The organism is Sphingomonas sp. S6 (assembly GCF_043498045.1).
Taxonomy (GTDB): domain Bacteria; phylum Pseudomonadota; class Alphaproteobacteria; order Sphingomonadales; family Sphingomonadaceae; genus Sphingomonas.
The window spans coordinates 12,702-32,311 of the sequence record NZ_JBIEOE010000014.1 but is presented as its reverse complement, the minus strand read 5'-3'; the positions used below and the strand labels follow the sequence as shown (position 1 = coordinate 32,311).

The window sequence follows — 19,610 nt, the reverse complement described above, 5'->3', positions numbered from 1 at the left end:
CCGATCAGCCCAGGTCACCGCCCGCGACGGGCAGGATGGAGCCGGTGATGTACGATGCCTCGTCCGAGGCGAGGAAGAGGATCGGCGCGATCTGCTCATCGAGCGTCGCGTACCGTCCGAGGAACGTGGACGTCGTGACCTGCTCGACCGCCTCAGCCATCCAGGCCTGCTCACGTGCGTCGTCCCCGTCGGGATTGCGCGGCACCATGCGGGGCGGGGCCTGCGTTCCGCCCGGCGCCGTAGCAACGACCCGGATGCCGCGGTCACCGTATTCCATCGCCAAGCTTTGGGTCATTGCGTTGATGCCGCCCTTGGCCGCCGAATAGGGTACCCGTCGGATGCCACGCGTCGCGTTGGACGAGACGTTGACGATCGTACCCACTCCCTGGTGGAGCATGATTGGCAGGACGGCGTGGCAGCTCCAGAGCGTTGGCATGAGCGATCGCCGGATTTCGGCCTCTATCTGCTGCGGCTCAAACTCGGCGAACGGTCGCATACGGATCGCGCCGCCTACATTGTTGACGAGGATGTCGACGCGGCCGAACTCGGTTTCGGCCGCGCGCATCGCCGATACGGCACCCTCGCTCGTCTCGAGATCGCAAACAAAGGCGCGCGCGGCCCTGCCTGCTTCATGTGCGACATCGGCGACAAAGTCGGCGCGATCGACAAGCATGACGGCCGCACCTTCAGCGGCCGCACGTAGCGCAACGCCGCGGCCGATGCCCTGCGCCGCGCCCGTCACGACCATCGTCTTGCCACGGAACCGGTCGGCAAAGATCATGCCGCAGCCTTTACCGAACTCTCGCTGGGCGCGAATTTTTCGTAGTGGAAGTGCTTTGGCTCAACGCCCTTGTCCCGCAGAAAGGTGCGTACAGCCTCGACCATGGGCGGCGGTCCACACAGGTAGATGTCACAGTCACCGGCGTTGAGGTGGTCGTCCGAAAGATGCTCGGTGACATAACCCTTGAGGGGATGTCCGCTCTCCGGATCGGCGACGCATACCGCAGAGGTCAGCGTCGGCAGGCGGGCGGCCAAAGCGTCGATGCGCTCCATCTCGACCATGTCGCCATCTTTGGTCACGCCATAGATCAGGTGAAGCGGCTGCTCGGTGCCCTGATCAGCAAGGACCTCCAACATCGACAGGATCGGCGCTAGGCCGGTGCCACCGGCGAGGAGTATTGTCGGGCGATCGACGTTTCGCAGAAAGAAGCTGCCCTGCGGTCCGACAAAGCTCATCCGAGCGCCGGGCTGCGCCTTCTCGCTAAGCCAGCTGCTCATCAGGCCGCCCGGAATGTTGCGGATAAGGAAGCTGGCTTCCGCCGCGCCAGGTTTGGAGCTGAACGAATAGGAGCGGTGTTGCCCAGTGTCCGGAACCATCAGGTTCACGTACTGGCCCGGGAGGAAGCCTAGAGCGGCGGGATCGTCCACCCGCAGCGTGAGGATGATCGTGCTGTCGGAGACCATCTCCACGCTGGCAACTTCGCCGCCATGTATGGCGGGCTTCACCTTGCACGCCGACGACGGCACCGGCACTGCGATCACGCAATCGGACGAGACCTGCATCTGGCAGGTCAGGACCATGCCTTCTTCCGCCTCGTCCTCGGTCAGCGCTTCTTCGATGTACTCGTCGCCAAGCTCGTAGCTGCCCTGCTCGCAGCGGCACTTGCATGTGCCGCATACGCCGTCCGAACAGTCCATCGGCAGGTTGATCTTCTGGCGGAACGCGGCGTCGAGCACCTTCTCGCCTGCGTTGCAGTCGATGAAGCGCGTAGCGCCGTCCTCGAAGTTGAGTGCGATACGGTAGCCCATGTGATCCTCTCGAGCCCGGCGTCAGATGTGATAAATGTCGATCACCTGGCGGATGTAGTCGTTCTTGAGCACGACCTTCTTGTTGGTAATGACCGGCTGATCACCAGTCGCGTCGATGGTGTAATAGGATGTCCCGAAGAAGCTCAGCGTCTCCTTGTAGCGGTGACTGAGCGTATGCCAGTTGAACCGTACCTCAAGCACACCGTCTGTCTCGCTCGTCACCTCAATGTTTGTGACGGCATGGTTCGTACGTGGCTCGGGCATACTTGCTCCCGATCGCTCGGTCTTGATGCGGAAGACGCGATCTTCCAGCCCATCCCGATTGGGATAGTAGATCAGCGAAATCTCACGCTGAGGGTCTTCGACCAGTTTGTCGTCGTCGTCCCAAGCCGGCATCCAGAACACTGCGTTGGGCGCGTAGCAGGTCAGCCATTCATCCCACTGCCGATCGTCGAGCAGCCGCGCCTCCCGAAAGAGGAACGCGGCAACCCGGTCATAAGCGAGTGTCATGCTGCCACCCGCAAACGGTCGACCTGCCGGACAGTGCTGCCGCCGTCGCCACCATCGTCCTTGTCGAGGGCCGCGATCAACGTCTGCGCCCAATATTCGTGCTGCCGCACGAACAGACCCTCATCCTCGCTGCGATTGCCGCTGAGCGTAGGCTCTAGACCCATCGCCGTGGCGTTCTCATCAGGCCCCGCGATCCAGTGCGTAGCGCCGCGGCTCAGATCATTCCACAAATCGCCTGCGCCTTCGTAGGCGGTCTGGCAGGAGCGGAACTCCTCCAGATCGTCAGGCGTGCCCATCCCACTGACGTTGAAGAAGTCCTCGTACTGACGGATGCGAAGCGCCCTTTCGGCGTCCGCCTCGCCTTTCGGCGCGAAGCAGTAGATCGTGACCTCGGTCTTATCCACGCTCACCGGACGGATGACCCGGATCTGCGTCGAGAACTGGTCCATCAGATACACATTGGGGTAGAGGCACAGGTTGCGCGTCTGATCGACGATCGGCTTGGCACGCTCCTCGCCCAGTCGCTCCGCCAGCTCCTCGCGGTGTGCGTATACGGGGCGAACCTCAGGGTTGAGGAGCCGTGTCCACAACAGAATGTGGCCGTTGTCGAAGCCGTAGACGCCGCCAACGCTCTTCGACCAACCATCGGGGTCGACTGCCTTGGTGGCCTCCTCCTTGCGCCGGCCGGTCGTTGCCGAGTAATTCCAGTGGACTGCGCTGACGTGATAGCCGTCCGCGCCATTCTCCATCTGAAGCTTCCAGTTGCCGTCGTAGACGTAGGATGAGTTCCCGCGAAGCACCTCCAGCCCTTCTGGCGCCTGGTCGACCATCTGGTCGATGATCACGCGGGTCGAGCCAAGCCAATCCTCCAACGACTGCACGTCGGGGTTGATGCTGCCAAACAGGAAACCGCGGTAGTTCTCGAAACGCGCTACCTTGGTCAGATCGTGCGAACCCTCAGTGTTGAACGCCTCGGGGTAGTCTCCCGTCTTGCCGTCCTTAACCTTGAGAAGCTTGCCCGCGTTGCTGAACGTCCAACCATGGAACTGGCAGGTGAAGCTGCCCTTGTTGCCATGCTTCTTGCGGCAGAGCATCGCGCCCCGGTGCGCGCAGGCATTGATGACCGCGTTGAGCTGGCCAGTTTTGTCGCGCGTGATGATGATCGGCTGACGGCCGATGAAGGTCGTGAAATAGTCGTTGTTCTCCGGTATCTGGCTCTCGTGGGCGAGATAGACCCAGTTCCCCTCGAAGATGTGCTTCATCTCGAGGTCGAACAGGGCCGGATCGGTGAATACGTCGCGTCGGCAGCGGAATGCGCCCGTGGCGGGATCGTCAACGACCGCGGTTTCGAGGCGTTCGCGGATATTTGCGCGAAGGTCGGTCATGGTGCTTCTCCTTTGCGACGAATGTCAGGCGACGGCGAGCCGGGCGCGGTTTGAGAAGGCCTCGTCGTCTGCCACCTCAGCGCGCTGCAGCTGGAAATCGAAAGCGATGTGAGCGCTGTCGCCCTGCCGGTTCGGCACGGGCAGCAGGCCTTCGCGGGTGCCGAAGGCGAAGTCGTCCGCGGCGAAAGGATCGTCACCGAAGTTGATTTGTGTCGTCAGCTGCCTGTAGCCGGGAGCCTCGATGAAGAAGTGAACGTGGGCAGGGCGATTGCCGTGTCGACCCAAGACCTTCATCAGCTGATCTGACGCACCACCCGGCGGGACGCTATAGCCGTTCGGCATCTTGGAATGGAACGAGTAGCGCCCATCGTCGCCGAGCTTGATCCGCCGGCGGTTATTGAAGGGCGTCTGTTCGTGGGTCGGATCGAAGTGCGAGTAGAACCCACGCGAGTCCGCGTGCCAGACGTGAAGTATGGCATTCTTCACCGCCTCCCCGTCAGGTCCCGTGATCTGACCTGTCATGTAGAGGGTGGTCGTCTCATCCGGGTCATCCGTCAGATTGGCGTCGTTCTCGACTAGCGGAGCGCCTTCGACGTAAAGGGGGCCTTCGATCGTACGCGGTGTGCCGCCGGTCTTGCCCGCCTCCGCATCCTTGGCGTCCATGTACAGGTCGAGGAAATGCTCGATGCCCGTACCGGGCATGAGGAGGCCAAATTCTCCGGCAGCCGATTGCAGATAGTTGACCGCACTCCAGACCTCGTTCTCACTGATATCGTGACGGACGATGATCGTCATGGTTGCTTCGACGAGATCGCGCATGATGGCCTTCACCCGAGGATTGCCGTCGGTTGACGCTGTACCGGCAACGCGGTCGAGCAGGTCCTGGATTGCGGGGGTCTGTACGAAGGAAACGTCCATGGGGGTCTCTCCTGGAATTCTATCTGGTCGCCGCCTTGGGCGGTCTATCAGTTGCGGCTGCTTCAGCGGTCGTCGTCGTGGAGCGATGACGGGTGGCGGCACAGGGCAGTGACCCGCATCGTCATGAAAGGGTAGAGCGGCAGGCTCATTAGAATGTCATGCAGTTCGGCATTCGAAGCGACATCGAAGATGCTGACATTCGCGTATTGGCCTACGACCCGCCAGATGTGCCGCCATGTGCCCGCACGCTGGAGATCCTGGAACCGCGCCTTTTCGGCAGCTTTGAGGCGGGCGCCTTCTTCGGCGTCGAAGCCGATCGGTATGTTCACGTCCATCTCTACCTGGAACAACATGGTCGTCAGGCCCTCTCTGCAACGACGTGGAGTGTGGGTGCGGTGCGGTCTCGACGATGGAAAGCCACGCGGTCCTCATCGAGCGCCACACCGAGGCCGGGACCGGTCGGGACCGCGAGCTCGAAGTCGGCGTAGCGAAGCGGTTCTGCCAGTATGTCCTGGGCAAGCAGCAACGGACCGAACAGCTCTGTGCCCCATGCGAGCGTCGGAAGGGTTGCACACAGATGGGCCGACGCCGCTGTCCCGACACCGCCTTCAAGCATCGTCCCGCCGTAGAGGCCAACACCGCCGGCATGGGCAATCGTCGCGACAGCATGTGCGGGTAGCAGACCACCCGATTGCGCGATCTTCACCGCGAAGATGCGGGCGCCCGAGCAGGCGGCAATAGCGAAGGCGTCACAGGGACCATGTAGCGCCTCGTCCGCCATCAGCGGCACGATGTGCTTAGCCGACAGCCGCGCCATCGATGCGTGCGCATGCCTTGCGACTGGTTGCTCGACGAGGTCGACACCGGCATCTTGCAATAGACGCATACCGAGATCGGCCTGTGCTTCATCCCAGTTCTGGTTGACGTCGACACGGACGCTGCCGCGGTCACCAACCGCCTTTTTGATGGCAGCGACATGCGAGACGTCGTCGCGGACCGATCGCTTGCCGATCTTGAGCTTGAAGATGTTATGCCGGCGAAGATCGAGAACGCGCTCCGCTTCCTCGATGTCGCGCGCGGTGTCACCGCTCGCCAGCGTCCACGCAACCGGAAGACTGTCGCGGACGCGTCCCCCACCGATCAGCTCGGACACCGGTACTCCCAGGCGCTTGCCTGCCAAATCTAAAAGCGCCGTCTCCACCGCACACTTAGCGATATGGTTGCCGAAAACGCTTTGCGTCACCTTGGCCATGGCGGCGCCGACTCTAGTCGGGTCGCAGGTCCTGAGCACAGGAGCGATGTAGCTGTCGATGGCGAGTTTTATACCTTCAGGGCTCTCCTCACCGTAGCTGAGGCCGCCGATCGTCGTGCCTTCACCGATACCTTCTAAACCGTCGGAGTCGCGCATTCGCACCAGTACGATCGACTGGTGATGAATCGTCGCCATCGCTAGGACATGCGGACGTATCGTCGGAATATCGACGATGAAGGTATCGATCTCTGCGATCGTGACCATGACCTCTCCACATCCTCAGCTCTACGTTATCCCAGCATAGGTACGTCGGAGGGGCTGGACGCGCAAAGATCAATGTGGTTTGCTCACGATACTCACAGGGTATTCAAGCGATGGATCTTCGTCAGTTTCGCTATTTTGTGACCGTCGCGGCCGAACGGAATTTCAATAAGGCGGCAGAGCGGCTGCACATGGCGCAGCCGCCCCTCAGCCGGTCAATCCAGCAATTGGAAGCCGAGATCGGTGCAGAATTGATCGATCGTACGAGCAGGCCGCTTTCCCTGACGCCCATGGGGCACTTCTTCCACGATCAGGCCGTGCAAATTCTGCGGCGTGTCGAAGACATGCGTGCGATGATGGAGGCCGCGATCGCGACCGATAAGCGGCGCTTTACGATTGGGTTCGTGTCATCCACGATCTACGCCCGGCTGCCGGCACTAATACGTGAGTTTCGCTCCGAGCTACCCGATGTAGAGTTGACGCTGGTGGAGAGTACGACCCTTGATCAAATCGCTGCTCTAAAGGAAGGCCGTATTGATATTGGCTTTGGGCGCATCCGATTTGAGGATCCTGCCGTGCGACGCACCGTCCTGCGACGAGAACCCCTAATCGCAGCGGTACCGCTTGCCAGCACACTGGGCATAGACGGCGGTCCCATTTCATTGGCGGCACTCGCTCGCGAAAAAGTAATCCTTTACCCGAGCGCTCCGCGGCCGAGCTACGCCGATCAAGTTCTGTCGCTGTTTCATGACAATGGTCTCACGCCCAGCGTCATCCACGAAGCTAGAGAATTGCAGATTGCGATTGGCTTAGTGGCGGCGGAGGAGGGAGTCGCCATCATTCCAGAATCCGTAAAGCGAGCACGCCCGGACGACGTTCGTTACCTAGAGCTACTAGAACCCGCCCATTCACCTATCATTATGAGCCACCGTGTCGGCGATTTTTCACCAGAAATCTCTGCTTTCATGCGTATCATCGCGCGCAAGTACAACGACTGGAAATATCCTGTGCCCGAAGCGCTGTTGATCACGGTATAACTAAACTAGCAGCATCGACGCCCTCTTTTTAAGTAAGCTTAGGGGCCATCGCGAAACCTTCCCTGCGCGATGGCCTCGCCCAAGTCTAGGTCGATGCCTGCGGTCAGCTGAAAGTTGCTCTCCTACTTCTTGTCGGAACCGATCAGCAGGAGCCGCGAGCCCCGCAACCTGCATGGCGCCAGCTGCGAGGCGGGCTGTCGGTGGAAGCGCGTCGACGATCGGACATCGCGCTCTGTTTGTCTGACATCCGCCATGCTAATCAAAGCTCGGGGAGGCGGGCCGGTGCTCACACAGATACGAAGGATCAAGAACCTCGGGGTCTTCGGTGACTATTCGCGCAGCCCTGAGGTCCCCGACCTGAACCGATACAACCTGATCTATGGCGAGAACGGCTCGGGCAAGACGACGCTCTCGCGTCTGCTCGCCTGCCTCGAGGAGGGCGAGCACGCGGATCACCCTGACCTAGAGTTCACAATCGAGACCCAGTCGGGCGCGTTGGCGCGCGGAACCCGGTATGGGCGCAAGGTGCGGGCGTTCAACAGCGACTTCATCGAGGCGAACATCGGCGGTTTGGACGGGCCGCTGCGTCACATCCTCATTTTGGGTGAGGAGAACAAGCTGGTCGCGGCGGAGATCAAGTCAGAGATCGACACACGAGACGCCCGCCTCCGGCGCATCGCGGAGTTGGACGCATCGGTCGCCAAGCTGGAGACGGAGCGTGGGCGCTTGTTCTCGGGCATCGCGAAGACGATCGGCGAGGCGACGAGCGGGGCGACCCTGCGCAGCTACCGCAAGCCTGACGCGGAGGGCGCGTTCCGGAATCTTACCGGGGGCGAGCAGCTGTCCGACGAAGAACTCGCCCTCCACCACACCACCGTCCACCAGGACATGATGCCGTCGATCGTCCAAATCCAAGAGCCGAGCGTCCGGATCGGCGTTGACGAACCAGAGAGCGCCATCGCCGTAGCGCGAGGCACTGCGCTGCGCGCGTGCGACCTGGCGGCCGAGTCCGCGCAGTCGAATGTCCTGGAACGCCTGTTGGGGAAGCCCGACATCGCAAGCTGGGTCGAGCAAGGCATATCCCTGCACGGCCGGCATTCCTCGGAGACCTGCGAATTCTGCGCGCGACCGATGCCTGCTGAACGGCTCGCAGCTTTGGCGGACCACTTCAGCGCGGAGGACCAACGACTGAAGGCGCGCATCGAGCGCGAGCGCGACCGGTTGTCAGCGGCAATCGAGGGCCTGAACCGGATCATCGCGCCGGACCGCCTCGCCCTTTATTCCGAACTCCGTGACAGCTACGACGCAGCAACCAAAGAACTCGACGCCGCGCTCATAGAGCTCAAGGCCCGGCTGGGCGAGGTTGACGCCACGCTCACGAGCAAGTTGGCCAACCGCACCCGATCATACGAGGCCACGGCGTCCAGTGATACGGCCAGGCTGGCGCAGTCCTTCACGAACCTAAACGCGATCATCGAGCGCCATAATGAGAAAACCGCCGGCTTCGACAGCGCACGCAGTACGTCGCGTGACGCGATCGAGGCACATTACCTGCGTTCAATCAAGGGGCAGGCTGATGAGCTGGCCGAGCGGATAGTCGCCGCCACGGTCGAGATCGCCCTGCTGCGGAACGGTGGCGAGGGCCTGCCGGACGTGCGCGGCATCGCGGCGCTGAACGCCTCCATCGCGGCGAAGCAGGCTCAGGTCTCGAACGAGCACAAGGGCGGAGAGAACCTGACGAGGGATCTTTGTCAATTCCTGGGCAGGACCGATCTACGGTTCGACTCAGGCGTGGACGGCTACCATGTCATGCGACGAGGCAGGCCGGCGAGGCGCCTCAGCGAGGGTGAGAAGACCGCGATCGCGTTCCTATACTTCCTAGTGCAGCTGACGGACCGCGACTTCGACATGTCGGAGGGAGTGGTGGTCATCGACGACCCGATCTCAAGCCTCGACGCCTCGGCGATCTACCAAGCCTTCTCGTTCCTGAAGAACAGGACGCAGGGTGCCAAGCAACTCTTCATCCTCACCCATAACTTCGAGTTTCTCAGACTAGTCATCAACTGGCTTCAGAACATTCCAGGACCCAGAGCGGAGAAGACCTTCACGATGGTCCTCTGCTCCGAAACGGAGGAAGGCCGTTCCGCACGCCTCGCGCCGCTCGACCGGTTACTCATCGATCACGCGACCGAATACCACTACCTGTTCAAGGTGCTGCACACCTTCAAGTCGGACGGGACGATCCTCGGCTGCTACCACGTCCCGAACATAGCCCGTAAGGTGCTTGAGACGTTCCTCGACTTCCACGTGCCCTCCAACCGGAGCCTGCACCGGAAGCTCGAGGAGACCGACTTCGACCCGCACAAGAAGACGGCGATCTACAAGTTCGCCAATGACCTCTCGCACCACACCGGCAAGTCGTTCGACCCAGCCCTCGTGGCGGAAACCCAGAAGAACACGATCTACCTGCTCGAGATGATCGAGGCGGTCGCACCACTCCACTACGGCGGCCTGAAGGCACTCGCGGAGGCTTAGACCCCGCGCGCCACCTTCGCCCGCTTGACGGCACCGGCGTTCATCCGACACACCAACCCGCCCGGATTTTGCAGGCAAAGACGCGGTTGGGAGCGCCGTGGACCATTTCGGCGATCGGCGACGTGTTGATCGGCAAGGGCACCACCGCAGCGAGCCGGGGTGGTAATCGGCGAGCCGTAGCTGAACGAACGTCCGCTTACGCCGATTGCCATCCGAACTCGGTCGGGCCGTAATCCTACCAGAACGTGTAAGTTTCGCTACCGATCTCCCGTCAGGCTAATCCGATTGCCAAGATGGCGGAAGGCGCGATCACGACAGGTGAGAAGGATGATCTGCATCCGCGTTGCCGCCTCCGTCAGGATTTCAGTCATGAGATCGAGGCGGGTATCGTCCGAATAGACCAGCGGGTCGTCCAGGATCAGCGATACTGGCATTCCCTGCTCGAGGAGCATGTCGGCAAAGGCGAGCCGCGTAAGGACTGCCAGCTGCTCCTGGGTGCCCCTGGAGAGATCGCCGCAACTCTCGCCCAAACCGCCCCGCGCAATCGACGCCAAGCCAAGGTCGTCGCCAAAGCCGGGATTCGCACCCGGCAGCAGCCGTTCGATGTGCCGGCGCGCACGCCGCGCCACCGGCCCGACGAATGTCCGTGACGTCTCGGCGCGCGCACTCTCCAACATGTCGCGAAGCAACTTCAGCGTTTCGGCTTCCTGCGTCACACGTGCCAGGTTGGTAGCTGCGGCATCAGCCTCCTCGCGCGCGACTGCGGCGCGGTCGGCCAGCCCCTTGCCGCCTTCCGCCTCGATCCGCGCCTCGAGCCCGGCAATCACCTTTTCCAGGTCGGTACGCTGGGCCCGGGCCACCTCGACCCGCTTGTCCAGCAGGCCGATCTGCCGTTCGATGGTAGCAACGTCATGCGCAGTCGCTGCGCGTTCGGCATCCTGCAGGTTGACGAGCGCTGCCGCCTCCTGCTGGCGCGCATCGCGCAAAGCGTCGTCAAGCGAGGCCACCTCGGGCCTGGCTTCCAAGGTGGCAAGCTGTGCCGCGGCGTTCAGCGCATCCCGCTCGGCGCCAGCTTCCTGCACCATCAATGGAGTATTGCGCGCCTCCACCTCGCGCAACTGCTCGGATGCCACTGCATCGACACCTTCCGCCCTTGCGAGCGCCGTATCCGCCTCACCTAACGCGATGGTCAGCGCCTCGACGTCTGGTTCCTCGCCACTCCCCTCCCCTTCCGCGCCTTCCTGCAATTCGACGATGAAAAGCTTCAGGGCCGACGCGCCCACCTCGATTCCGAGCAGCGTCACGGCAGGCGTGATCCCGATGATCCGCGCCTCGAGCGTGCGAAGGTTGGCGACCGCGTCTCGCGCGGCCTCGTTGCGAGCGCGAGCCGCAGTGACGCTCTCCACCCCGTGCTCGGCCAAGGCCGCGTTCAGATCATCGGTCGCATTGGCGAGCGCCGTCTCGGCGCCTTGCAGCCCGACCGGCGGACGGATGATCAGTTCGGCATCGCCCAGTTGGATGCGCGTCTCGCGAGACAACATCCGGTCTCCACGCTCCGCCGCAGATCCGTCGATCGTCAGGCCGCTGACATCACCGGCGAACTCGATCCGCGTCGCACCGGCATCCACGGCCGCCCGCGCCTTGTCCACGGCACGTTCACGTTCTTCGAGGGCCTTGATGACGGTGGTGGGGATCACCGCAGTCGCGAGCTGTCGCGTCACTTCGTATTCGGCCTCCAGCGCAACCAGCTCGGCATATCGCCGTCGTGCCTCGCCGACTGCTACCCGGCGCTCGCGCTCGGCAGCCCGTATCCGAGCAGCGTCAAGTGCCGCGTGGGCGGTCCGCCCAGTGTCACGAGCACGGGTTAGCAGCTCACGGGCTGTCGTCGCTCGTTCCTGCGCGGCCGCCAACTCCCCGATCAGGCTGGATCGACTATCCCGTGCCTTGCTGAGCGCTGTAGCCGTGTCGCTGACAGCTTTGCGGGCGATTGCGAGGCGCGATGCGAGATCCTCAAGTGCCCTGACACGGTCGACAAGGCGGCCCTGCTCAGCGCGGCGTGTGTCGAGCAGCTGAGCGGCAGAGCGCGCCACGTCAAGCTGGCCTACCAGCGCCCGACGCTGCTCAGCATCGGTTGTATCGGCAAGATCGCGGTCGAGCAGCTTCAGCCGCGCCCGTGCGGCCTCGAGGTCGGAAAAGCCCTGCTCTAGGGCGGCAAGCCGAGTGGCCGCCTCGCTCGCGGCGCGCTGCGCGGCGTCATGCTCGTCGCGGGCCGCAGTCTGGCGACCAGTCAGCCGACCGCTGTTGGTCCAGTATTCCGCGTACTGACTGTCGATGCGGGGGCGAACACGCTGGTAGGCAACACCGCCCATGATCGTGCCGACCTCAGCTTCCAGGGTAGCGCGAACGCTGTCGCGCACGATCTCGCCTGGCGCAGTCACTTCAAGCGCCTGCGCCTGCCCGACCCACAACAGACCGAGTGCGCCGTGGGCGGCCGCGTCGCCGCCCTGGCTGGTGTCGCGACGCGCGCCGAGCAGTGCTTGCAGCTGCGCCTCGGCATCCTCGCCCTGCGCACGCCCGTTCGGTCCCCGAACCTCGACCGAAGCACTCTTCAGGAAGCGCTTGCTGACTTCCCACGCCTCGCCTTTCGCCTCGAAGCCGATCTCGATCTGCGGGGCGACGGCCTCGCCGTAAGGCGCATAGCTGCGCGCAAGCCGGTTGGCGGTGTTGTGCCGGATGAAGAAAGCGGCGCGCATCGCTTCCAGCAGCGTCGACTTGCCGGTCTCGTTGGGCTCTATGATGACGTTGAGCCCATCCGTCAGCCCGTCGAGCACGAAGGGGTCGCGGTATTTGCGGAAGTTTGAGAGCGCGATGCGCCGGATCCGAAGGCTCATGCCGCGTCCTGCCCACGCTGATGTTCCACGAACAGGCGCTCGAGCGCCCGCCTGGCAATGGCGCCGTCGCTGCCACCGGCCTCTATCATGCTCATCAGCTTGGCCGCGGCCGTGCCGATCATACCCTCGACCCGCAGGTCTGCCAGATCCTGTTCGCTCGGCCGACCGACGAGATCGTCGGCGGTGACCGTCAGATGGCGGAGGCGATGGCGCAGGTCATTGTCGAGGCGCGCAAGGATCGCGATACGATCGGATAAACTGACGATACCCGAGAGCGAGAGCTGCAGGAGGGTTGCCGATGGTTCGACCTGCGCAAGCAGCCGGTCGCACTCGGCGGCAAAGCCCTCCGCGTCGGCAACCGTCCACGAACGCATCAGCCACTGGAACCTGCCAGTACGGATTGGCGATACCGACGGCTCCGCCCCAGCCTCAAGCGTCACGAGCAGAGCGTAGCCCGGCTCATCCCGCTGGAAGCGATCGGTTTCGGGCGTGCCTGAGTACCAGGTGCGCGCATCGACCCGGAGGCTCCCGTGCCAGTCGCCAAGCGCAAGATAGTCGAGGTTGGAGCGCTGCGCGCGATCAGGCGCAATCTGGTTCTGCGCCTCGCCGCGCGACGAGAAGTCGCGGATCGAGCCGTGTGCCAGACCGATGCGCAAGCTCGCGCCTGGCGTCTCCATCGTGTCGAACAGCGCGGTCGGATCGTCGAGATTATGCCGGTGGGTCAGTGGTGCCGGTAGCAGCCACTGCCCGGGCTCCAGCTCGCATGGCACCGGCTCGGCGAGGATACGGACATTGGCGGCGCCTTTGGCGCGGACACGATCCCACAAGCCGCTGTTGCGGGCGAAGTCATGGTTGCCGGGCAGCAGCCACCAGGTACAGGCATAGCGCTGCATCCGTGACACCGCCTGCACGATCACGCGGTCTTCCGGTCCCTCAGTATCGAACACATCGCCAGCGACCAGCACATGCGCGACATCATGCTCCGCAGCTGCTTTGCCGATCGCGTCAATCGCATCGAACCGCGCCTCGCTAAGCGCAGCGCGCACGTCGCTGTCGAAGCGGCCATACGGCTTGCCGAGTTGCCAGTCGGCAGTGTGGATCAGGCGTAGCATGGAAACCTTCTGGCGGTGTGGGTTATGGCTGTCGAGCCGGACGTCCTGCCCCCTTCCCTACCCCGCCACCATGTAAAGTCAGCGGATCGCGACAACCTTGACCTCGACGGCATCGGCGATCTTCTTCCAGTTCTGGTCGCTGGTCCATGCGGGCAGACCGTCCCGTCGGGCAAGAGCCAGACAGAAACGGTCACCAAGGCTGAGTCCCGCCTCCGCTGTTGCCGCCCGCAACCGCCCGGCAATCTGCGCGAGTGCCTTGTCGGCCGGCACGACCGTCAGCGGCAATGGATCGAGCATCGCATCGACTTCGCGCTCGGGCATGCCGGCATGGACGAAGTGACTGACTACCTCGGCATAGTTAACGCTGCTCACCCGCGCCCCACCGATCTCAGCCGCGACCTTTGTCGCGCCGCGTTCGCCCTTGAGCATCGCGATGATCGCAGACGCGTCCAGCACCACGCTCATTCGCCGCTCTCTTCCCGACGTCGGGCAAGGAATGCGTCGACGGATGCGTCGGGATTACCGCCAGTGTACTGCTTGGCCAGAGCCTGGGCACGTGCCACAGCCTGACTTGCCGTCCGCAACACCACGCCGTCCTCCGTCTCATCAAGGTAGACCGCACCACCGCCACTCAGGCCAAGGCGCTTCCTCACGTCTGCCGGCAGGCTCATGCGCCCGTTAGGCGTAATGTTGATTTGCAAGGTCATGTTTGCACGCCAGCCCTGATGTACCACGTTGACGCAACATAGCTGACGCCCCCGCCGACGACAACAATGTCGATATTGCGTCTGTCCCTTATACTAATGTCACAGCTGGTACGTTGTGCCACGCCGCCACGATTCTGCCAAATACGCATTTTAGGAGGTACGGTTTGGGTATACCTCTGAAAGACCGGAGCGCGCCCGGTCTTTTTTCCGTCAAACGCGCTCTCAAAAAAGACTGGACATAACAAGACTGTTCATAAAGGACTGAAGCATGTTCGTCCGGGCTTATCTCCGCGCATCGACCGCTGAACAGGATGCGACCCGCGCTCGCGCAGCGCTGGATGCGTTCGCCGCCTCACATGGATTCCGTATCGCATCGCGCTATGTTGAACACGAGAGCGGCACTCGCCTCGCCCGGCCGGAGCTTTTTCGACTACTGGACGATTGCGGCCCCGGTGACGTGTTGCTGGTCGAGCAGGTCGACCGTCTATCGCGCCTCAGCTCGGCCGATTGGAGCAAGTTGCGATCGGAGATCGAGGCACGCCAGGTTCGGATCGTGTCTCTCGATCTGCCAACCTCCTGGAACCTGATCGCTACCCCCGACGACTTCACAGCTCGGATGTTCGCCGCGGTAAATGCAATGATGCTCGACGTCCTCGCCGCGGTCGCTCGCAAGGATTATGATGATCGTCGGCGCCGGCAAGCCGAAGGCGTCAGCCGAGCTCGAACCGCAGGCCTCTACAAAGGCCGCGTTGAGAACACTGCCCGCAACGCCGCGATCGCCCGGTCACTGAAGGATGGGCAGAGCTGGCGCGAGATCATGATCGGCACGGGCTGCAGTCGGACGTTGCTCGCTAAGATTGCTCGCCGCCTGAAGAACGAACGGTCGGGCGACGCCAGCGGCACTGATCCGTGCGCTGTCGAGGACATCGCCTGAGCGCCAGCAATTCGGGCTTCCCCTGCCCTTCCAACTCGCCAAGCCGCTGTGCCGTAGCGTCGACGCCGTCGTCAGGCGCGTTTTCCCAAGGCTTTAACAAAATTCCTTCTGGCTAACGATCCAACAGTCGTTACGGGCGTTATCAATATCGCTGAGCTGATTTCCCAGATACGGTAGACGGCGCAGCAGATGCTGCCTTTTGGCAGTATTTGGGAGGCGTCGGTTAACCATGATGGACAAGGAACTGCTTCGCGGTCTTGAGGAGCATCACCGAGTCATCCGGGTTGGCCTCACGTTAATTCAGAGTCACTGCGCAACCGACTGCGCGAACATTGCCGGTCTGGAAAAGGCTCGCTTAGATCTAACCCGCGCAAGCCGCGAAAGGTCGGCGTTTGTTAGCGACTGCATTATTCCGCGTTTACTGGAAACGGCAGACAGCGACGATCGTGCTGCGCTGTCGGATTTCCTTGTCGCCTTCACCTCTAAGAGGCTCATCTCAGACAAACACATCGAAAGGTGGACCGACGACAAGATCGCAGCCGACGTACCTGGCTACTGCGCGGCCGCTCGTACCATCTGGTCAATGATGGAGGAGCAAATGGAACGCGAAACTCGCGTGCTCGGAGCGCGCTTGCTGCGCAACTCCGAGCTATGCAGCGCGCGACGCTGAGCCTTTACCGTCGCCGCGACTGACGGCGGGGTTGTCTCAAGCGGAGGCGATAGGCGAGCGCCCATACTTTTCGAACAGCAGGTTCAGGGCTTCCGCCATGAGTTTGACTTGGTCGGTGTCGTGCTCGACAGCCAGCATCGCAAGCTGCTTACGAACCGCGGGATCGAAGTAACCGGCAATGTTCACCTTGCCGTTCCGGCGAGGGCCCGGCGCCGCCCGAACAGGCCCGTCCCCCTCCCCCGCCTCGACCGCCTCGGCCGGTCGAGCGATAGGCGACGGCGCTGGCGCAACCTTGCCGCCAATCTCTCCCAGCTTACCCAGACCTGCTGCGAAGCCAACCTTTCTAGTCATGCCGCCTCACCCTTCTTCTTACGCTGCGCAGGTGCACGTGTGCGAGTGTGCAGCTGTGCGACCACCCAGTCAAACAAGGCGGTCACCTCTGCGGCAGCTTTTCCGTTCGGCTCGACCTCCTGCGCTGCTTGGCCCGAAATCATACAGCGGCTGAAGGCGACGCGATCCCCAAACGACGGGTCCGCGACCTGAAGCCCGAACGACGAAGCGATCGTCTCGGCCGCCTCCTGGCCACCAGTGCCTTGGTGAGGCACGCTGTTGAGGACCGCGAACGCCGTTTTGCCAACCAGCTTCAACAGCTCGACTGTCTTCGCCATAGCCCTGAGATCCATGATCGTGGGCTGACACGGTACGAGGATCAGATCTGCCGCCTTTGCCGCCTCGAGAGCTGTGCTCTCGCTGTGCGGAGCCGTGTCGAGGATTACCACGTCGGCCCCCATCGACTTCGCTTCCTCGAGAACCTTTGTCAGCCTGGATGGCTGGATCGATAGCACTGCGGGCGTCTCATCCGCGCGATGATCCTTCCATTCGGCTGCGCTGGCCTGTGGATCGAGGTCGAGGAGCAAGGTGTTCTTGCCGGTAGCGGCGAAAGCTGTCGCAAGGTGGATCGCGAGCGTCGTTTTTCCGACCCCGCCCTTCTGCGCAATGAGAGCCACTGTCTTCATCTTGATATCCTCGCTTTGCCCTATGCACAGTCGTGACTGTGCACACGTGCGCGATTGCGTTGGTACGTATGCCCACACTCGCGCTAGCGCACAAGCGCGAAAACGCACGTGCGCGCGTGTGCACAGGTGCACGGTCGCACCAGTGTCTGAACCGTTGTTGCGTTGAATGACCTTGTTCAATGGTGCCAACACAGCTGCTCAAGCCAGCTCGGCTCAAAGCAATGACGCTGCGCCGGTGAGCCGACTGGTTTCTGGGGCGGGTCTCGCACGTGCGGGCTCTACCCTGCGTCGCTTAGCTGGCGGCGTCAGGCCGCCCCTAAGCACCTCCTCTTACCATCCTCGGTGAGCCCTTCCCGTTCAACATCCATCAGCTACCCACACGACAAGCAGCCCGACTACAGATCCTTCGCACTATCGCGTAATCACGACCGTGCGACGACGCACCCTCGCACCTGTGCACACCTGCGACAGTGCATTATCGCAATAGTGCGCCGAGCCAATGCAGCCCTTAGCGCCGTGTCGCAGAGATCGCGTCGGCGACCTGTCGTCCCTCGGCCGAGCCAGAGCCATGCGCCACGCAATCACGGCGGTCGCATCGCACCTGTGCACCAGTGCACCGGTGATTCATTCCATCGCAGGGTGTGGAGCATAACGCTTTCGCACGATCCCCAACGCTAAGGGGGCGGGTGAAAAGGGAGCTTCTGAACTAGCTGGCGCCTTCGGGGGGAGGGCACCCCACGACCTTGGCAGGCTAGAGCCAAGCGCACTCGCTCACGCATACGCTCCCAGACATACGTGCATCGACGCGCGGGTGCGCTGGTGCACAGAAGCGTAATTGCGACGTCGCAGACGTGCAAGTGAGCACCTGTGCACAGGTGCGCGGTCGCACACTCGCGATACCTATATCAGTATGCCGACGATGACCAACATCAGGGCGGCGTTGGACGCGAGGATCTTCCCGACGCCCAGCGCGCGAGCCGATCGGCCTTTCCTCCTGGTAGACCAGGTGCGGTCGATCCCGGTACGTACTGCCAATATCCCGTCGACGGCTAGGACGGACCCTATAACGAACAGCATCAGGGTGAAGGCCTTCACAAATTCTCGACCTGATGACGGCGATATGGCGAACGCAGCCACGAGACAGACCGTCGCGATCCCGTAGAGCGATGCGCCAGCATCGAGGAGACCGGACATCAGGAGACGGCGAGGTTGGCTCCACGGGATCGGCACAAACATCGTCGGCCTTCTGCAGACGCGGCACGGCTCAACCGGACTGGCGGGCGGCCACGCTCCGAGGCGATTGCCGCAATATCCGCATGTCGGCGCAGTGGGGGAGGGGGCCGTTTGCATCGACTACGCTGACGGATCCGTGATGGTTTCGTCTGCCGGCACGTCGGCGCGCATGGAGGCATTGTAGCAGGCGGGGTCGCAGAACAGCATAGGACGGCCTCTACACGTCATCTGGTGCCCCTCCAGCATGACGGGCCTGCTTGCCAGTCGCTGGCATCGCTCGTTGGTCTTCGTCATGAAGCCGCAAGGGATGGCGATCGGTTCACCACGCGGCGCCTCCATCTCGGCCGCGTCTAGCGGCTCTATGTTGAGGTCCGGGGCAGGATCGAAGAAGTCCCGCTGCTGGATACGCGCGTGTTTCATATGGACACCTGACGACGATGGGGGAGGGGGCTCTCGAGCGATGCTCTCGCTCGCCTGCTAACTCCCTCTCCCCTCTAAAGCTTATTGCCTCGGCGCTGGTGGTGCCATCGGAGGCGCCGGGGAGGGCGCCGGTCCGATCGAAGCTCCAGTTGGTTGGGGCAACCGCGTCTGTGCCTGATTGGTCAGCTTGACGAAGGCGTCGAGCATCGCGACCGAAGTGATCTTGCCCATGTCGGTGCTGGTATACGCACCTCCGAGAGCGCCGACGCCGGCGTTGGTGAGCAGACCGCCTCCCAGGATCGACAGATCCTTTTTGCGGGCCGAGCCCGTCGCGATCGCCTGTTGGATGCCGGTTTTCACCTCGATCAAGGTAAGCATGGTCTGGCTCGACTTGACCTTCTGTTTGAACCCGAGGCCGCCGGGGAACATCGTGCCGAGCCCGCCTCCGCTGCCACCCGCATCAGAATCCGAATAGAGCACCTTGGCCTGGAGAAGGTAATCCGCGGCCTTCAGAGTGGCTTGGTTGTTCGCGCCAGCGACGCTTCCACCCGCTGCGAGCTGACGCTCTCGCTGCAGGGCGTCGAAGCCTTCTCCACGATCGACGACCTGGAAGCAGCCCGATTGAGCAACGAGAAGCTTCAGCAGGGGGATCGGATCAACACGCTGACTCCCGCCGTTCTGGGCTTCTGCCATCCGCATCAGCGCCGCAAGGCCCGGGGGAATGCCCTCGGCGGTTCCTCCAGCGGCGCGCTCCTCCACCAACGCGATGGTCCCGTAGGGTCGATCGCAGCGTGGAACCTGCGTATTCTCGTCGATCCCGATCCCCCCCTTACCCGCCTTCTGGGCGAGCGCCGGCGAAGCCGACGCTGCGAGCAATGCCATGATTGCGATAGTACGGCGCATTGTATCCCTCCCTCGTT

Annotated in this window: 20 protein-coding genes; 4 read left to right on the top strand and 16 right to left on the bottom strand. The window is 62.7% G+C overall.

Annotated elements, in window-relative coordinates:
* Nucleotides 1-4: 4 nt before the first annotated feature.
* The 7 genes from benD to ACGVWT_RS15965 form a co-directional block, all read right to left on the bottom strand.
* Nucleotides 5-781 (bottom strand): benzoate diol dehydrogenase BenD, encoded by a 777-nt coding sequence (gene benD / locus ACGVWT_RS15995; RefSeq protein WP_022674938.1) that lies wholly within the window; start codon nucleotides 779-781, stop codon nucleotides 5-7.
* The gene (gene benC / locus ACGVWT_RS15990) at nucleotides 778-1,809 is read right to left on the bottom strand and encodes a benzoate 1,2-dioxygenase electron transfer component BenC (RefSeq protein ID WP_022674939.1); all 1,032 of its coding nucleotides are present in this window, start codon (nucleotides 1,807-1,809) and stop codon (nucleotides 778-780) included. Before benC ends, benD begins: the two co-directional genes overlap by 4 nt.
* Nucleotides 1,810-1,830: 21 nt before the next feature.
* Entirely contained in the window at nucleotides 1,831-2,319 is a 489-nt protein-coding gene (gene benB, locus ACGVWT_RS15985; protein ID WP_022674940.1) for a benzoate 1,2-dioxygenase small subunit, read from the bottom strand.
* Complete coding sequence (locus tag ACGVWT_RS15980) at nucleotides 2,316-3,704, bottom strand: Rieske 2Fe-2S domain-containing protein (protein ID WP_022674941.1); 1,389 nt, start codon at nucleotides 3,702-3,704, stop codon at nucleotides 2,316-2,318. The genes benB and ACGVWT_RS15980 overlap by 4 nt, the downstream gene beginning before the upstream one ends.
* 24 nt (nucleotides 3,705-3,728) lie before the next feature.
* A complete protein-coding gene (locus tag ACGVWT_RS15975; protein ID WP_022674942.1) occupies nucleotides 3,729-4,622 on the bottom strand; it encodes a dioxygenase in 894 nt (297 codons plus the stop codon).
* Between the two features lie 62 nt (nucleotides 4,623-4,684).
* Nucleotides 4,685-4,975: a muconolactone Delta-isomerase gene (gene catC, locus ACGVWT_RS15970; RefSeq protein WP_022674943.1), complete on the bottom strand. Its 291-nt coding sequence runs from the start codon at nucleotides 4,973-4,975 to the stop codon at nucleotides 4,685-4,687.
* Nucleotides 4,976-4,980: 5 nt separating this feature from the next.
* Nucleotides 4,981-6,138: a muconate/chloromuconate family cycloisomerase gene (locus ACGVWT_RS15965; protein ID WP_183937293.1), complete on the bottom strand. Its 1,158-nt coding sequence runs from the start codon at nucleotides 6,136-6,138 to the stop codon at nucleotides 4,981-4,983.
* A gap of 110 nt (nucleotides 6,139-6,248) precedes the next feature.
* Here ACGVWT_RS15965 and ACGVWT_RS15960 point away from each other — a divergent pair, with 110 nt between their 5' ends.
* Both ACGVWT_RS15960 and ACGVWT_RS15955 read left to right on the top strand, forming a co-directional pair.
* Nucleotides 6,249-7,172, top strand: a complete 924-nt coding sequence (locus ACGVWT_RS15960; RefSeq protein WP_022674945.1) for a LysR family transcriptional regulator — start codon at nucleotides 6,249-6,251, stop codon at nucleotides 7,170-7,172.
* A 282-nt stretch (nucleotides 7,173-7,454) separates the two neighbouring features.
* Nucleotides 7,455-9,707: an AAA family ATPase gene (locus ACGVWT_RS15955; protein ID WP_066667207.1), complete on the top strand. Its 2,253-nt coding sequence runs from the start codon at nucleotides 7,455-7,457 to the stop codon at nucleotides 9,705-9,707.
* A gap of 257 nt (nucleotides 9,708-9,964) precedes the next feature.
* Here ACGVWT_RS15955 and ACGVWT_RS15950 read toward each other — a convergent pair whose 3' ends face one another.
* From ACGVWT_RS15950 to ACGVWT_RS15935, 4 genes are all read right to left on the bottom strand, one after another.
* Complete coding sequence (locus ACGVWT_RS15950) at nucleotides 9,965-12,598, bottom strand: AAA family ATPase (RefSeq protein ID WP_022676110.1); 2,634 nt, start codon at nucleotides 12,596-12,598, stop codon at nucleotides 9,965-9,967.
* Complete coding sequence (locus tag ACGVWT_RS15945) at nucleotides 12,595-13,710, bottom strand: DNA repair exonuclease (RefSeq protein WP_022676111.1); 1,116 nt, start codon at nucleotides 13,708-13,710, stop codon at nucleotides 12,595-12,597. The genes ACGVWT_RS15950 and ACGVWT_RS15945 overlap by 4 nt, the downstream gene beginning before the upstream one ends.
* 78 nt (nucleotides 13,711-13,788) lie before the next feature.
* Complete coding sequence (locus tag ACGVWT_RS15940; RefSeq protein ID WP_022676112.1) at nucleotides 13,789-14,175, bottom strand: type II toxin-antitoxin system VapC family toxin; 387 nt, start codon at nucleotides 14,173-14,175, stop codon at nucleotides 13,789-13,791.
* Nucleotides 14,172-14,417, bottom strand: coding sequence for an AbrB/MazE/SpoVT family DNA-binding domain-containing protein (locus ACGVWT_RS15935; RefSeq protein ID WP_022676113.1), 246 nt, complete (start codon nucleotides 14,415-14,417; stop codon nucleotides 14,172-14,174). The genes ACGVWT_RS15940 and ACGVWT_RS15935 overlap by 4 nt, the downstream gene beginning before the upstream one ends.
* Nucleotides 14,418-14,685: 268 nt before the next feature.
* Between ACGVWT_RS15935 and ACGVWT_RS15930 the strand changes: the two genes are divergently transcribed.
* Both ACGVWT_RS15930 and ACGVWT_RS15925 read left to right on the top strand, forming a co-directional pair.
* Nucleotides 14,686-15,351: a recombinase family protein gene (locus ACGVWT_RS15930; protein WP_022676114.1), complete on the top strand. Its 666-nt coding sequence runs from the start codon at nucleotides 14,686-14,688 to the stop codon at nucleotides 15,349-15,351.
* A gap of 229 nt (nucleotides 15,352-15,580) precedes the next feature.
* Nucleotides 15,581-16,021: a hypothetical protein gene (locus tag ACGVWT_RS15925; protein WP_022676115.1), complete on the top strand. Its 441-nt coding sequence runs from the start codon at nucleotides 15,581-15,583 to the stop codon at nucleotides 16,019-16,021.
* 36 nt (nucleotides 16,022-16,057) lie between these two features.
* Here ACGVWT_RS15925 and ACGVWT_RS15920 read toward each other — a convergent pair whose 3' ends face one another.
* From ACGVWT_RS15920 to ACGVWT_RS15900, 5 genes are all read right to left on the bottom strand, one after another.
* Nucleotides 16,058-16,372: a ribbon-helix-helix domain-containing protein gene (locus ACGVWT_RS15920; protein ID WP_022676116.1), complete on the bottom strand. Its 315-nt coding sequence runs from the start codon at nucleotides 16,370-16,372 to the stop codon at nucleotides 16,058-16,060.
* Nucleotides 16,369-17,037, bottom strand: a complete 669-nt coding sequence (parA, locus tag ACGVWT_RS15915) for a ParA family partition ATPase (protein ID WP_066667192.1) — start codon at nucleotides 17,035-17,037, stop codon at nucleotides 16,369-16,371. The genes ACGVWT_RS15920 and parA overlap by 4 nt, the downstream gene beginning before the upstream one ends.
* A gap of 900 nt (nucleotides 17,038-17,937) precedes the next feature.
* Nucleotides 17,938-18,231: a hypothetical protein gene (locus tag ACGVWT_RS15910; RefSeq protein WP_022675752.1), complete on the bottom strand. Its 294-nt coding sequence runs from the start codon at nucleotides 18,229-18,231 to the stop codon at nucleotides 17,938-17,940.
* 159 nt (nucleotides 18,232-18,390) lie between these two features.
* Nucleotides 18,391-18,690 (bottom strand): hypothetical protein, encoded by a 300-nt coding sequence (locus ACGVWT_RS15905; protein WP_022675751.1) that lies wholly within the window; start codon nucleotides 18,688-18,690, stop codon nucleotides 18,391-18,393.
* Between the two features lie 81 nt (nucleotides 18,691-18,771).
* Nucleotides 18,772-19,593, bottom strand: a complete 822-nt coding sequence (locus ACGVWT_RS15900) for a CsgG/HfaB family protein (protein WP_022675750.1) — start codon at nucleotides 19,591-19,593, stop codon at nucleotides 18,772-18,774.
* Between the last annotated feature and the right edge of the window lie 17 nt (nucleotides 19,594-19,610).

Bases quoted from the DNA above. Each gene is read 5' to 3' on its own strand.
- benD (WP_022674938.1), bottom strand. From the start codon at position 781: ATGATCTTTGCCGACCGGTTCCGTGGCAAGACGATGGTCGTGACGGGC.
- benC (WP_022674939.1), bottom strand. From the start codon at position 1,809: ATGGGCTACCGTATCGCACTCAACTTCGAGGACGGCGCTACGCGCTTC.
- benB (WP_022674940.1), bottom strand. From the start codon at position 2,319: ATGACACTCGCTTATGACCGGGTTGCCGCGTTCCTCTTTCGGGAGGCG.
- ACGVWT_RS15980 (WP_022674941.1), bottom strand. From the start codon at position 3,704: ATGACCGACCTTCGCGCAAATATCCGCGAACGCCTCGAAACCGCGGTC.
- ACGVWT_RS15975 (WP_022674942.1), bottom strand. From the start codon at position 4,622: ATGGACGTTTCCTTCGTACAGACCCCCGCAATCCAGGACCTGCTCGAC.
- catC (WP_022674943.1), bottom strand. From the start codon at position 4,975: ATGTTGTTCCAGGTAGAGATGGACGTGAACATACCGATCGGCTTCGAC.
- ACGVWT_RS15965 (WP_183937293.1), bottom strand. From the start codon at position 6,138: ATGGTCACGATCGCAGAGATCGATACCTTCATCGTCGATATTCCGACG.
- ACGVWT_RS15960 (WP_022674945.1), top strand. From the start codon at position 6,249: ATGGATCTTCGTCAGTTTCGCTATTTTGTGACCGTCGCGGCCGAACGG.
- ACGVWT_RS15950 (WP_022676110.1), bottom strand. From the start codon at position 12,598: ATGAGCCTTCGGATCCGGCGCATCGCGCTCTCAAACTTCCGCAAATAC.
- ACGVWT_RS15945 (WP_022676111.1), bottom strand. From the start codon at position 13,710: ATGCTACGCCTGATCCACACTGCCGACTGGCAACTCGGCAAGCCGTAT.
- ACGVWT_RS15940 (WP_022676112.1), bottom strand. From the start codon at position 14,175: ATGAGCGTGGTGCTGGACGCGTCTGCGATCATCGCGATGCTCAAGGGC.
- ACGVWT_RS15935 (WP_022676113.1), bottom strand. From the start codon at position 14,417: ATGACCTTGCAAATCAACATTACGCCTAACGGGCGCATGAGCCTGCCG.
- ACGVWT_RS15930 (WP_022676114.1), top strand. From the start codon at position 14,686: ATGTTCGTCCGGGCTTATCTCCGCGCATCGACCGCTGAACAGGATGCG.
- ACGVWT_RS15925 (WP_022676115.1), top strand. From the start codon at position 15,581: ATGATGGACAAGGAACTGCTTCGCGGTCTTGAGGAGCATCACCGAGTC.
- ACGVWT_RS15920 (WP_022676116.1), bottom strand. From the start codon at position 16,372: ATGACTAGAAAGGTTGGCTTCGCAGCAGGTCTGGGTAAGCTGGGAGAG.
- parA (WP_066667192.1), bottom strand. From the start codon at position 17,037: ATGAAGACAGTGGCTCTCATTGCGCAGAAGGGCGGGGTCGGAAAAACG.
- ACGVWT_RS15910 (WP_022675752.1), bottom strand. From the start codon at position 18,231: ATGTCCGGTCTCCTCGATGCTGGCGCATCGCTCTACGGGATCGCGACG.
- ACGVWT_RS15905 (WP_022675751.1), bottom strand. From the start codon at position 18,690: ATGAAACACGCGCGTATCCAGCAGCGGGACTTCTTCGATCCTGCCCCG.
- ACGVWT_RS15900 (WP_022675750.1), bottom strand. From the start codon at position 19,593: ATGCGCCGTACTATCGCAATCATGGCATTGCTCGCAGCGTCGGCTTCG.